We start from the raw sequence: 13,150 nt of genomic DNA, 5'->3' as shown, positions 1-13,150 counted from the left end.
CTTTAACTATAAGGAAGTGTTGACATTTTGTCAACGGCTGAGAATGTGCATAAAAAAACAGGAAATCTATTTGCGATTTCCTGTTTTTTAAAGAGTTTAATAGACGATAACTGGGTCATAGGTTCTGAGATTATCATAGATGCTTTTCATGACATTTGGAGGCACATTGACACAGCCACCAGAGCCTTGAGTGAGATAGGCATTCTTTGACCAGTTCGTGCGCCAGCTTGCATCATGGAAGCCTTGGCCGCTGTTGGTAAATGGTGCCCAATAATCTACGTCAATTGAATAATTTGGATTTCCAACTGCACTACCTGTAAGAGTATAAGGGGTGCGCTTGTAGAGAATATACCAAACACCAGGAGATGTATCTTCTCCAGTACTATGCTTACCTGTGACTACATCTGTTGATACAACTAATTTACCATCTCGATAAATCCAAATTCGTTGTTCTTTAATGGACACTTCTGCATACGTATTGCCGATGCCGTTGTTTGATGTAGTGTCATAGCCATAGCCTTCACCGCTCCATCCGTTACCATAAATGTTTGAGGCAGCCAGAGATTTCTCACCTTTTTCAAAGGCGGCAAGAATTTGAGCAGTTTCCTTTTCTACATCAAGTGCCCAGCCATAGCCTTTTCCCTTTACTTGAATGCTTTTCCCGGAATGGGTCTTAAAGGTGAAGTCTTTACCTAAAGTAGATTTGTCATGATTAATTTCGGTCATTTTCTTTTCAATCTTGTCGGCTTCTATCACGATTTCAAGATCTTCTGTTAACGATGCTTTAGTAATTAGGTCGCTTGCTTTTAATGGAAATACTTCATCCTGAACCTTGTATTCTACAGTATGTTGCAAAAATTCCTGCAGTTGTTTCTCTTGGTTAAGTACGACTTCATCATCCTTCATGACTGGTTCGCGATAAATCGGGTCAAGGTGAATGTCACTAACATATTCATGAGTCTCGTATTCTTTTATGAGCTGATTAACGTCAAATTGTTCACCCGGAGACCCTTCAGAAATGACTACTTTTCCATCTTCAATTCTAGCTGTGGCATCAATAGGCGCTTTTAAGTCAAGATTCAAGGAGATGAGCTTTTGTTCAAGTTCAGATTTTAACTCATTGCTACGATAGTCATCCTCTATGCTTGGCATGATTGAATACTCTTTTGAGTCAAATGAAGGGAAGAATGTCCACTGGTTTTTTAACAGCTTCTTTATTTCTGGGAGATCTGCGTCTGTAAATCCCATTTGTGTTTCTTTGCCAGTGACCACTAATTCTTCACCAATATAGATTTCATTTTTTAACTTGGAGGATTGTAGTTTGGTAAGAGCTTTGTTCGCAGATAAGCCACTAACCTCGATCCCATTGATGGTTTTATTCTCATTAAAATGTGTGTATTGATAATAACTCATAGATCCAATGACGAGTATAATCAATGAAATCGTTATGAGTGAGATGTATTTCCAGTTCTTATACCATTTGACTTGTTGTTTCCGCGATAGAGTTGTCTGCTCCATCCGTTGTTTAGCAGTATTTGCCATACATTTACCCCCATCTATCTTCAAATTGGACAATTTATTTACAAGAAAGTTTATGGTAATAGGGATTGGAAAAATGATATCTAGTAATCTGACATCATTTATTTCCAATAACTGAGAAGAAGATTACAGTTCCTTTACTATATTATTAAATTATAAATACAATATTACAAGATAGAAGAGGGGGAAATTTGTCGGTATTTGTTATTTATTTATATTTTTTTAGAAAATATTGGATAAATGCGAGAGGAAATAAAAAAAGTCGCATTCTACTTGTTACATAGAATACGACTTTTTAAATTAATTACGGATAAGGTAATCGAATGCACCTAATGATGCAGTGGCACCTGATCCCATTGAAATAATGATTTGTTTGTATGCACTGTCAGTACAGTCACCTGCAGCAAATATTCCAGGAACATTTGTAGCACCGTGCTTATCGACAATGATTTCACCGAAACGAGTACGTTCGATTGTATCACCTAACCAGTCAGTATTTGGTACTAGACCGATTTGAACGAATACACCTTGTAGTTCAACATGGTGCTCTGCTCCTGTTTCACGGTCAATGTAAGAAATACCGTTCACTTTGTCAGTTCCAGTGATTTCTTTTGTTTGAACGTTCTTAAGAACAGTTACGTTAGGAAGGCTGTTCAGACGATCTTGTAGAACAGAGTCAGCTTTTAATTCAGGCATGAATTCAAGCACTGTTACATGCTTTACAATACCTGCAAGGTCAATCGCTGCTTCAACACCAGAGTTTCCTCCACCGATAACAGCAACGTCTTTTCCTTCAAATAATGGACCGTCACAGTGAGGGCAATACGCTACACCCTTATTCTTGAATTCAGCTTCACCTGGTACACCAACATTACGCCAGCGTGCTCCAGTAGAAAGGATCACTGTTTTACTTCTTAGAATTGCACCATTTTCAAGTTCAACAATGATTTGATCTTTCTTTTCAATACGCTTTGCACGTTGAAGGTTCATTACATCGATTCCATACTCTTTCACATGCTCTTCAAGGCTTGCGACAAGCTTAGGACCTTCTGTATATTTCATACTAATAAAGTTCTCGATACCCATTGTATCCATTACTTGACCACCGAAGCGTTCAGCAACAATACCAGTACGGATTCCTTTACGAGCTGCATAGATTGCTGCACTAGCTCCAGCTGGTCCGCCACCAACAACAAGTACATCAAATGGTTCCTTGTCAGATAGCTCTGAAGCATCTGGACCGCTTCCCATTTTTCCAAGAATTTCTTCAAGAGTCATACGACCGCTACCAAACGATTCTCCATTTAGGAACACAGTTGGAACAGCCATAATTTCCTTGCTTTCTACTTCTTCTTTGAATGCAGCACCATCAATCATTGTATGAGTGATGCCAGGGTTTAGAATGCTCATTAGGTTAAGTGCTTGTACAACTTCAGGACAGTTGTGGCAGCTTAAGCTAATGTAAGATTCAAAGTGATATTCACCTTTAATGTTTTTCACTTGATCAATCATTTTTTGCTCAACCTTTGGAGCTCTTCCGCTAACCTGCAAGAGAGCCAATACTAAGGAAGTAAATTCATGACCAAGAGGAATACCAGCAAATGTTACCCCAGTATCTTCGCCAATACGGTTTACACTAAAGCTAGGAGTGCGCTCTAATTGAGCATTCTCTACTTTAATGTGTGATGACATTGACGCTAACTCCTCAACAAGAGCAGTCATATCGCGTGACGTATCATCTGAACCCGTACTTACTTTAAGAAGGACATCGCCTTCCATTAGTTGAAGATATTGGGCTAATTGTGCTTTTATATCTGCATCTAGTATCATTAATATCGCTCCTTAGATTTTACCAACAAGGTCAAGGCTTGGCTTAAGAGTTTCTCCACCTTCTTGCCATTTAGCTGGGCAAACTTCACCTGGATTGTTACGTACGTATTGTGCTGCTTTTACTTTGTTTACGATTGTGCTTGCGTCACGGCCGATTCCACCTGCGTTAATTTCAACAGTTTGGATCACACCGTCTGGATCGATGATGAACGTTCCACGATCAGCAAGACCTGCTTCTTCGTCTAATACGTCGAAGTTGCGAGAAATCTTTTGAGATGGGTCACCAATCATTACATATTCAATCTTACCGATTGCTTCTGAATGATCGTGCCATGCTTTATGAGTGAAATGAGTGTCAGTTGATACAGAGTATACTTCTACTCCAAGGTCTTTTAATGTTGCATATTCGTTTTGTAGATCTTCAAGCTCAGTTGGGCAAACAAATGTGAAGTCAGCTGGGTAGAAGCAAACAACGCTCCATTTTCCTTTGAAGTTTTCTTCAGTTACATCAATGAAATCTCCGTTAAAGTAAGCTTTCGCTGCGAATGGTAGTACTTCTTTTCCGATTAAAGACATGATTAAATTCCTCCTAGATATTGGTTAGTATTATGTAAAATTGCCTTTAGTTAAAAAAGCAACTTAACTACTTAAATTATAATTATTTTAATTATATAGTTGTTATCATATGGTATCAATTATTCAGTGTCAAGGGATATGCCTGAAATTTTACGGATAATTTACCTAAGATTAAGGGTAAAATTGGGATGTTCACGATTACATAAGAATTATGACGAAAAATATTTATTATTGTCGAAATTTTTGTAGTAATAAATTTAATTTTAACTTACACTACTACTTTAGTACTTTTTATTAACAACATGTTTACGTATTATCGGAGGACATTTATATATGAAAGAAAAATTAGGAACAAGAGAAATAGTTGCTTTAGGCTTTTTTATGTTTGCCTTATTTTTGGGAGCCGGAAATTTAATTTTTCCACCATTTCTAGGTCAGCAAGCAGGAACATCAATCATTCATGCGATTGCTGGCTTCTTGTTAACCGGTGTTGGCCTTCCGTTGTTAGCAATTATTATTATATCCAATGTTGAGGGAGATTTAGACATTCTTTCGAAAAGAGTAGGTAAAAATTTTGCTCTCGTCTTTCCAGTTCTTATCTACTTAACGATTGGTCCACTTTTCGGAATCCCACGTACAGGAACGGTTGCATATGAAGTAGGGGTAGTTCCTTTTTTAACCGTGAGTAATGGATTCAGTTTGTTTATTTCAACGCTCATCTTTTTTTCAGTGACTTTTTGGCTTGCGCTTAATCCAGCTAAGCTTGTGGATCGTGTGGGGAAAATCCTGACCCCCATTCTTCTTCTATTAATTGTGATTATCGCTATTAGAGGAGTAGTCTCTCCACTCGGAGCTGTTAATCAGGCAACAGAGACATACTTAGAGGGTCCGTTTTTTAAGGGATTCCTTGAAGGCTTCTTAACGATGGATGCAATTGCTGCTCTTGTGTTTGGAATTGTGATTATTAATCGAATCAAGGATAAAGGTATTACGACAGTGGGATCGATTCGGTCTTATACTATTAAAGCAGGAATCATTGCTGGGGCTGGCCTATCATTTGTCTATATCGCGTTGGCCTATCTTGGTGCGAGTAGTGTAGACGCGATTGGTATGCAGGAAAATGGAGGAGCAATTCTTTCTTCTGTGACCTCACATTTATTTGGATCACTTGGTACTGTACTACTTGCAATGATTATTGTTGGTGCTTGTTTAACAACATCGATTGGTTTAGTGTCAGCGTGTGGAGAATTTCTTACAAATCGTTTTAAAGGGGTGTCATACCCAGTAGTGATTGCGATTTTGTGTCTCTTTAGCTTTACAATGGCTAATTTAGGGTTAAATCAATTAATTGCTTTTTCACTACCACTTCTTGTAATTATTTATCCGATCACGATCGTGTTGATTATGCTATCACTTGTACATGCGATTAAACCTATTCCACGTTCGGTTTATGTTGGAGCAATGATAGGCGCAGGGATCATAAGTATTTATGACGGATTATCAAATGCAGGGGTTGAAATAGCGGTGGTGACAGATTTACTAAACTTTCTTCCGTTATATAAAGAGGGAATAGGGTGGTTGTTCCCTAGTTTTATTGGTGGACTTGTGGGGCTAGCCATAAAAAAATAAATATGGATCAAGATCTAAGGTTCTCAGTTAGCGATGCTAGCTGAGATTTTTTGTGTCTATTTTTTGTACAGTCCAAATGAATTAGTCGAATAGTAACAATTTTCAAAGGAGAAAGGGGGATAGAAGGTACTGAATGTCACCTTGTAAACAAGTAAACACATTTGTACACATTTGTATGCAATGTCGTATACATGTAAACAAAGGTGTGTGCATCCTGTTCTGTCAAGGGGTTTGTAATGAATTGATAATGTACACAAAAATGTATACATGTGTTCTTTTTCGAACACAACTTTTGATTGATTGTGGAATGATCTAGCCTGCTTTACCATTTTAATAGAGGGTACTAGATTCCTCTTATATTAATTGGAAGGGATGATTTTATGAGTAATGCTAGAATTGCTGCAATCGATGTAGGGAATGATTCCGTAAAGGCGATATTTGGAAAATGTGATTTTGAACTTAATATTCCAAATGTCATTGCTAGAGATACAGAAGATCGGCCAGTAATTGGAATCGAAGAGTTGAACGACAAAGATCCATTAGAAGGTATTCATATAAGAGTCCACTCCCCTGCTTTAAAAGAGAATAATGTGATTTACCGTGTCGGAAATTTAGCAACGAAAAGTGACAATGCGACTGAATTAGATCAAGGAAGTAGTAAATCAGAGGAAGACCAGACGTTGGTTATGCTCTTTGCTACCTTGGCCTTGGATGCGGCGCGTGAGCAAAATACCGCTACTTTTAAGAAGAATGGCTCTGCAATTGATGCGAACTATATTCTTGGTACAGGCCTCCCACTTCGTGAAGTAAAGGAAGGAAAAGACGTAGGCTACCGATCACGATTGCTTAGTTCGGTTCACCAAGTAGAGTTTCTAGTCACACCAAAGTATCAAGGATTGAAAGTAAATATTAAGTTTGATCAAATGAAGGTCTATCCAGAAGGATTTGCTGCATATATCAATTTAGTGATGGACCATGATTTAAATATTATTAATCGTGATTTAGTCGATAAAAGAATTCTGATTCAGGATATTGGTGGGTTATCGACCGATATTGCTGTGATCAAAAATCGAAATGTCGATGATGATAAAGCACAAGGATTTAATCTTGGGGTGGCTGAATCATTGGAGGCGATTAGAGAAGAAATCCGGACAAAGCATAGTGTTGAATTAGATAGTCGTAGAGATGTTGTTGAAATCATCACAAAGAAACAGGATCGAAACCATATTATGGTCAAGGGCAGTCGGACAAGTGTGCACGATATTACAGATCGTATTCTACTAGATTTAGCGAAGAAGCAATATCGCTTACTTCGAAATATTTGGCAAAAGAACTCACAAACAGAAATCTGCTACTTTGTCGGTGGAGGAGCGATTGTTTTAAAGGATTATCTGAAAATGTTAAATAATAGTTTAGATGGATACAATATTGGTTTTTTTGAAGATGAAAAAGAAAGCATCTGGATGATGGCCAATGCTTATTATAAATTAATCTCAGACTTTGAGAGAAAGATGACTAAAGGAAAAGAAAAAGTAACGGTAGAGAAGTAAGGGTGATCTCATGACAAGTAAGGGAATAACTCGAATACAAAGGGGACAAGCCATTACATTTCGGATCCCATCAGATACACCTGATCATCTTATTAAACAGCTCCAAAAGTTAAAGGAAACAGAGAAAAGAAACTTTTCTAGTAAAATTGCACAATTTGCATTAGATGGAATGGGGAATGCTCTTTCTCGGGAAAGAGAAACGATTACCATTCCACTCCCCAAGCAGTTGACAAAGGAACAGAGAAATTGGCTCAAACACTCTCATTCAGAAGCATTGCTAGGTAATATTCTATATCAATTATTAGCAGATCCAGTCAGAGCCACGTCAATCTTAGCCGCTCTAAATAGTAATGCGATAGATATTGATGAAGCTTTATACTTACAGGAGTTGGAGGAGAATATCTCCCCAGACATAGAGCAGGTCGAGGAAATGATGCTAGATGTTGAGACTGAATGGATAAAGCCACAGAAAGCTCCGGTAACAATGAATGTAGAAGATGATCTGCTCCATTTTGATTTAGAAAAGGCAAGGAAAGAATTAGCTTCTTCTGAAGAAGTGAATCAGAATGAGGAAACTGTAGAGGATGCGGAGGATCTGCTTGGCGATTTTTTAGCAACGATGAATCGGAGTTAAGGTGGCGGGGGGCAAGGTGGTAGGTAATAAAGGGAGAAATTCCGCTTAATTGGCAATTCTTATTAATAATGGCTTAAATAGAGGGAGAAATTTCGGTTATTTGCTTAAAAAAGGCGAAAATGAGCATGATTAGAACGGATAGCGGAAAAATCTTCCGTTATTCGCTTTAAAAAGAGCTCGATTCAGCAAATAACGGAAAATCCTCCCCTTATCTTCCGCCTGCTAATTCATCACTTAACAAAAAGCCCCCCTCGTAGTTCCATCTAAGATTTCGGCCACCTACCGACAAATTCAATCTGATTATATTGGTAGAAGTCATTTAATATCGTTTCTCGGTCATCAAGGAAAAGCTGGTCAGCCACAGCTGTTACAAGCTTTGGAATCCCAAACTTCATCCCAGATAAAGCAGATGCTGAAATTCCGCAGCTGATTAGAGCTGAATAATTAAAGGCAAACAAACCATGTAAATTGTTTCGGTCATCCTGTTCACGACTTGTGAAAGCAAACCCTGGACTTAGATATGGATGAGCATCAAGCATAGGATTTTCCAGTTCTTGTGGAGCTTGATAGACATCACCCCAGCGTGCGATCTGGTGTTCAACAAGCCTTAATTCTGGACGTAATGCAGGATCAGTGAGGAGACCAGTACTAATAATCAAGAAGTCAAAGGAAAAAGTTCCTTGTGGCGTAGTGACTTCAGCTCCTTCATTTGTTGCTTTTACGTCTAGCCATGGGGCCTCTAAGTGAAGCTGAAATCCTGACCATGAGCTAGCACGGTCAAAGGTATCGTTGGTTGGCGGTTGATTCAGTTTGAAAAAATGTGAGATGACTGCATATTTATCAGCGTCAGATAAGGTATGAAATCGTTCAATCATACCAGAAACCTCCATCTGGCGAATTGGATTCACACGAGGCAGCTTCGACCTTCTGACAAATACATGGGCTTCCTTTACACCTTCTGATAAGGCGAAGTTAGCATTATCAAAGGCAGATGCACCGCCTCCTAAAATAGCAATCTTCTTTCCTTTAAGCATGTCAAAGTTAATCGCTTCAGAGGTATGAGCATAGAGCTTACGGGGAAGATTTTCAGAGATTAGTGAGGGAACATGCCATTCGCCACCACCTTGTATACCAGTCGCAAGAATTACTTTTCGTGCAAGTAATGTAGCAGAGGGTGCTCCTGCGCCTTCAATATGTAGTCGATGAATCCCCTCTTCTGTTGGTTCGACAAGATTTAGCTTCACCTCATTGATTACAGGGAGTCCAAGAACATGTCGATACCAACGCAAATAGTTCATCCAATCTCCTCTTGGAATCTTGTCTATTTCATCCCAACCCTTTTGTCCGAACTGAGCCTCCCACCACGACCGGAAAGTTAATGAAGGAACTCCTAAATCAATCGAGGTCAAGTGTTTTGGTGTGCGTAGTGTAACCATCCGTGCATAAGTTTCCCAAGGTCCTTCATACCCTTCATGATTTTCATCAATGACAAGGATATTCGAAATTCGTTCGCGTAATAGACCAAATGCGGCACCAAGTCCACTTTGTCCACCACCAACAATGACAACATCATAGACATGCCCTTCAGGATGAGTCAGTGGACGTACCCAATCTGAACCACTAAAAGAAAGATAAGAAAGATCTGTTTTTACTTGTTTGGTTAAAGCCTCTAAACTCATACAACTTCATTCCTTCCAACATACGATTAGTGTAAACGACCAGTTTGCTCTTTTGCCTATAGTATCATTTCTATGTATAAGAGGGCATGTGTAACCTAGCTAAAATCACGTATGGTATTTGGTTATAATCACTAGAAGGAAATTTAATTAAACTCATGACTTTAGTACTGTGGAAAAAATCAAATAAGTGAGTATGACCAAAAATCATTATTCTAATAAAATAATAGGGCGGATCTGTGACAATCGTTTGTTATCAAGAAAAATCTTAGAAATTACAATAACTGTATAATTGCTTTCATAGTTAGGATAAACTAGAATAAAAGTACTAGTTTCATCCATAAATAACTCATAAGAGAGTGATATATTTGAATTTTTTATTTTCTGAAAAGGGGACTAATGTCTATAAATTGATCATTGTACTGATTAGTTTAGGTGTGTTTATCTCTCAAATAAAATTAGCAACTTTTTATATTGATTGGATCTTGTTTGGTGCCATGGCTGTTGGGATCATTATTTGTGATTACTTTAATATCCCAAAACCGCCAAAAGGCGTTGTTCTCTTTTCTATGGATACCGCCATATATATGGCATCCCTTATTACTTTTGGGATAGAGATAGCTTTACTATTACTGTTTATAAGTAACTTGATCAGTGCAATCTTTCGTATACCTAAGATAAAAAAATGGTGGAATTATATATTTAATATATCAATCTACTCAATAATGCTAACAGGTTCCTATTATATGTATGTATTCCTTGGAGGCAAAGTCGGTCTTATTGATTTGGAACAAATTTATGCCTTATTAGGTGCCCTTATTACATATTTTATCTTGAATATTATTTTAATAACCCCCTGCTTTTACTTTACCTCCCAAACAAATCCGATTTGGGAAATAATTAAAGATTTTTTGAAAAATACACTATCGATTTATTTAGTGATACTTGCAGCTTCATATATATTGATTGTAATGCTAAATGAACCACATCCTGTTTTTGGATTACTAATTTTCTTATTCATTATAATATTACTATCTGTGGAATTTAAAAGAACGGTCCGCTTATATGAAGAAGTATCAAAAGATAAAGTCTACAGAGAACAAATCTTGAATTCTCTGCCAGTTGGGGTGATTACAATTGAGGATGAGACTTCGAAGGTGGATCTAAACACAGCTGCTTCAAGATTGTTAAAAATGAATCTTACTGAATTAAAAGAGAAATTACAAAAAGAAGGGTCACACGACTCCCTTTTTTGGCATTATGTCTCTTCACATGAAAAATTCAAAAACATCAAAGCTGAGTATGAAACAGACGAGGAAAGACATCTGTTATTAATATCACAATCAGAACTGATTGATCAGTACCAGCAGTTAATTGGTAGAATTATATACTTTATTGATATAACGGATACAGAGGAACTAGAAAAGCGAATCAATCAATCGGAAAAACTCGCTATATTAGGAGAGTTAGCAGCAGGGGCAGCCCATGAAATAAGAAATCCTCTTGCAGTAATTCAAGGTTTCTTGACATTAATGAATGAATCACTCCAGGATCTTGATAAGGAGAAATATCATCTCCCGTTGCTATTAAAGGAATTTAAGCGAATGGATTCACTTGTTGAAGAGATGTTGTTATTAGCGAAACCAGGGAATCCACTATTAAAGGAAGGCTTTCTCGAAGATATTGTGAAGGAGATTCTTCCGTTGTTTGACTCAAATGAGACTGGGCAAGAAATTAACTTTAAGTTAAATATCGAACGAACTCCACTCTTATTAGATGCCAAACAAATGACACAGGTGTTTTATAATCTCTTCAGAAATAGTAGTGAAGCGATTGGGAATACTGGTTGGATTTCGATATCTTCAAAAACACATGATGGCTCTTATTATTTATATATTCAGGACAGTGGTCCGGGGATTCCAGTTGAAATAGAAGATAAATTGTTCGAGCCGTTTCAAACAACGAAAGCCTCAGGAACAGGCTTGGGACTTACGGTTGTTCAACGTATCATTGAGAACCACCATGGAAAAATATCATTAATCAGAGACGAAAATCAAAAAAGTTTGTTTTTAATCGGTCTACCTTTAATAGAAGAAAACTAATAGAAGCACACGAAAACCTTCGATAGATCATCGAGGTTTTTTTGTTTGGTCAATAAGTGGATACACAAAGATTATTGTCGAAACGAATTTAATCATGTAATATGTATATTTATACAGGTAAAATAATTTGAATAATCATATAACAATAATAATTTTGAGGAGTTTTGAGGATGAAGGACCAATTAAAAAGTCATGTAGAGGAAATACAAGATAAATTGTGGGGAATTAGTGATCATTTGTATCATCATCCAGAGCTAGGGGATCAAGAATTTGCTTCAATGGAGCGATTAGTTGAGTTTTTAGAAGGACATGAATTCGTTGTTGAAAAAGGAATTGTTGACCGAGCGACTGCCTTTAAAGCAGTATATGATAGCGGAAAATCAGGTCCAACGATCGCTTATTTATCAGAATACGATGCATTACCAGGTGTAGGACATGGTTGCGGTCATAATATGATTGGAACGATGAGCGCTGGAGCGGGTGTGGCATTAAGTAAAGTAGTGAATGAAATAGGTGGACGAGTGGTAGTACTAGGTACACCTGCAGAGGAAACAAATGGTGCAAAGGTGCCAATGGCAGAACAAGGAATCTTTGATGATATTGATGCGGCAATGATCTTGCATCCGTCTGATGAATCATATGAAAGTGGCGATTCACTAGCCATGGATGCCATTCAATTTGATTATAGAGGTAAGCCAAGTCACGCGGCGGCTTCGCCAGAAAAGGGAATCAATGCTCTTGATGCAGTGATTCAACTTTTTAATGGAATCAATGCAATCCGTGAGCATGTTTCATCAGACGTTCGTATCCATGGAATTATAACAGAGGGCGGAGTTGCAGCTAATGTTGTCCCTGAAAAAGCCGTTGCCCAATTCTATGTACGTGCTAAGGATCGAGCGTACTTGAATGAGGTTGTCGAGAAGGTCAAGAAGATCGCTGAAGGTGCAGCTTTAATGACAGGAGCAACACTAGAAATAAGTAATTATGAATTAAGCTACGACAATATGATTACAAACAAAACGTTATCTGATTTATTTAATGAGAATTTGTTATCGACTGGTGTAGAAGAAGTGAAGAAGGCTAAGGGCTCTTATGGCTCAATTGATATGGGAAATGTAAGTCAGGTTGTTCCTGCCATCCATCCTTACATCGGACTAGATTCTCCTGGGTTAGTTGCTCATACACAGGAATTTGCCGATATAACGATTACCGATAACTCACATGCAATCTTAGCAAGAGGTGCATTAGCTTTAGCAAAAACAGGCTTTGATTTAATCACAAACAAAGAAATCTTTGAAAAAATGCAATCTGAATTCAAGCTGCGTACGAATAACTAATTTTCATTCATTAAGTACCCTATTTTAGGGTGCTTTTTTATATTCATATGAAGGTGTATCTCGTAAAACCCGCAGCAGGAATAGACTCCGCGTCCTGTGGGGTAACCGGTGAGCATCCTCGTCGCTTGCTCCTGCGGGGTCTCACTTTGGCTACTAATCTCACGGGAGTCTTGAGTGTATTCCTGCTGCTAGATAATGAGCCCCTTTCATTCATTTTTAACACATCATTTTGTAAAAATAGCATTTTTGATAAAAATTGAATTTTTGTACACACTAT

At 37.8% G+C, this 13,150-nt stretch carries 9 protein-coding genes; 5 read left to right on the top strand and 4 right to left on the bottom strand.

Annotated features, from left to right (window positions below; translation table 11 throughout):
* Positions 1–96 precede the first annotated feature (96 nt).
* The 3 genes from F7888_RS14445 to ahpC all read right to left on the bottom strand — a co-directional run bounded on the left by F7888_RS14445 (position 97) and on the right by ahpC (position 3,945).
* Positions 97–1,542 (bottom strand): L,D-transpeptidase family protein, encoded by a 1,446-nt coding sequence (locus F7888_RS14445; RefSeq protein ID WP_191780553.1) that lies wholly within the window; start codon positions 1,540–1,542, stop codon positions 97–99.
* A 297-nt stretch (positions 1,543–1,839) separates the two neighbouring features.
* Entirely contained in the window at positions 1,840–3,369 is a 1,530-nt protein-coding gene (gene ahpF, locus F7888_RS14440) for an alkyl hydroperoxide reductase subunit F (protein WP_191780551.1), read from the bottom strand.
* Positions 3,370–3,381: 12 nt separating this feature from the next.
* A complete protein-coding gene (gene ahpC / locus F7888_RS14435) occupies positions 3,382–3,945 on the bottom strand; it encodes an alkyl hydroperoxide reductase subunit C (RefSeq protein ID WP_191780549.1) in 564 nt (187 codons plus the stop codon).
* A gap of 333 nt (positions 3,946–4,278) precedes the next feature.
* Here ahpC and brnQ point away from each other — a divergent pair, with 333 nt between their 5' ends.
* From brnQ to F7888_RS14420, 3 genes are all read left to right on the top strand, one after another.
* Positions 4,279–5,574: a branched-chain amino acid transport system II carrier protein gene (brnQ, locus tag F7888_RS14430; protein ID WP_191780547.1), complete on the top strand. Its 1,296-nt coding sequence runs from the start codon at positions 4,279–4,281 to the stop codon at positions 5,572–5,574.
* A 380-nt stretch (positions 5,575–5,954) separates the two neighbouring features.
* On the top strand, positions 5,955–7,124 hold the full coding sequence (locus F7888_RS14425) for a ParM/StbA family protein (RefSeq protein ID WP_191780545.1): 1,170 nt from the start codon (positions 5,955–5,957) through the stop codon (positions 7,122–7,124).
* A gap of 10 nt (positions 7,125–7,134) precedes the next feature.
* Positions 7,135–7,758 carry a hypothetical protein gene (locus tag F7888_RS14420; protein ID WP_191780543.1) on the top strand — a complete coding sequence of 208 codons (624 nt, stop codon included), beginning with the start codon at positions 7,135–7,137 and terminating at the stop codon, positions 7,756–7,758.
* Positions 7,759–8,021: 263 nt separating this feature from the next.
* Here F7888_RS14420 and F7888_RS14415 read toward each other — a convergent pair whose 3' ends face one another.
* Positions 8,022–9,437, bottom strand: a complete 1,416-nt coding sequence (locus tag F7888_RS14415) for a flavin-containing monooxygenase (protein WP_191780541.1) — start codon at positions 9,435–9,437, stop codon at positions 8,022–8,024.
* A 365-nt stretch (positions 9,438–9,802) separates the two neighbouring features.
* On the opposite strand from F7888_RS14415, the gene F7888_RS14410 reads away from it, so the two are divergent.
* On the top strand, positions 9,803–11,536 hold the full coding sequence (locus tag F7888_RS14410) for a two-component system sensor histidine kinase NtrB (protein ID WP_191780539.1): 1,734 nt from the start codon (positions 9,803–9,805) through the stop codon (positions 11,534–11,536).
* A gap of 170 nt (positions 11,537–11,706) precedes the next feature.
* Complete coding sequence (locus F7888_RS14405; RefSeq protein ID WP_191780537.1) at positions 11,707–12,873, top strand: M20 family metallopeptidase; 1,167 nt, start codon at positions 11,707–11,709, stop codon at positions 12,871–12,873.
* Positions 12,874–13,150: the final 277 nt, after the last annotated feature.

The organism is Litchfieldia stipae (genome assembly GCF_014837155.1).
Lineage (GTDB): Bacteria > Bacillota > Bacilli > Bacillales > Bacillaceae_L > Litchfieldia.
The sequence above is the reverse complement of the archived record's forward strand: the minus strand, read 5'-3'. Positions and strand labels throughout refer to the sequence as shown.

Coding starts and splice junctions, on each gene's coding strand:
- F7888_RS14405 (WP_191780537.1), top strand. CDS start 11,707: ATGAAGGACCAATTAAAAAGTCATGTAGAGGAAATACAAGATAAATTG.
- ahpF (WP_191780551.1), bottom strand. CDS start 3,369: ATGATACTAGATGCAGATATAAAAGCACAATTAGCCCAATATCTTCAA.
- F7888_RS14445 (WP_191780553.1), bottom strand. CDS start 1,542: ATGGCAAATACTGCTAAACAACGGATGGAGCAGACAACTCTATCGCGG.
- F7888_RS14420 (WP_191780543.1), top strand. CDS start 7,135: ATGACAAGTAAGGGAATAACTCGAATACAAAGGGGACAAGCCATTACA.
- F7888_RS14415 (WP_191780541.1), bottom strand. CDS start 9,437: ATGAGTTTAGAGGCTTTAACCAAACAAGTAAAAACAGATCTTTCTTAT.
- F7888_RS14425 (WP_191780545.1), top strand. CDS start 5,955: ATGAGTAATGCTAGAATTGCTGCAATCGATGTAGGGAATGATTCCGTA.
- ahpC (WP_191780549.1), bottom strand. CDS start 3,945: ATGTCTTTAATCGGAAAAGAAGTACTACCATTCGCAGCGAAAGCTTAC.
- brnQ (WP_191780547.1), top strand. CDS start 4,279: ATGAAAGAAAAATTAGGAACAAGAGAAATAGTTGCTTTAGGCTTTTTT.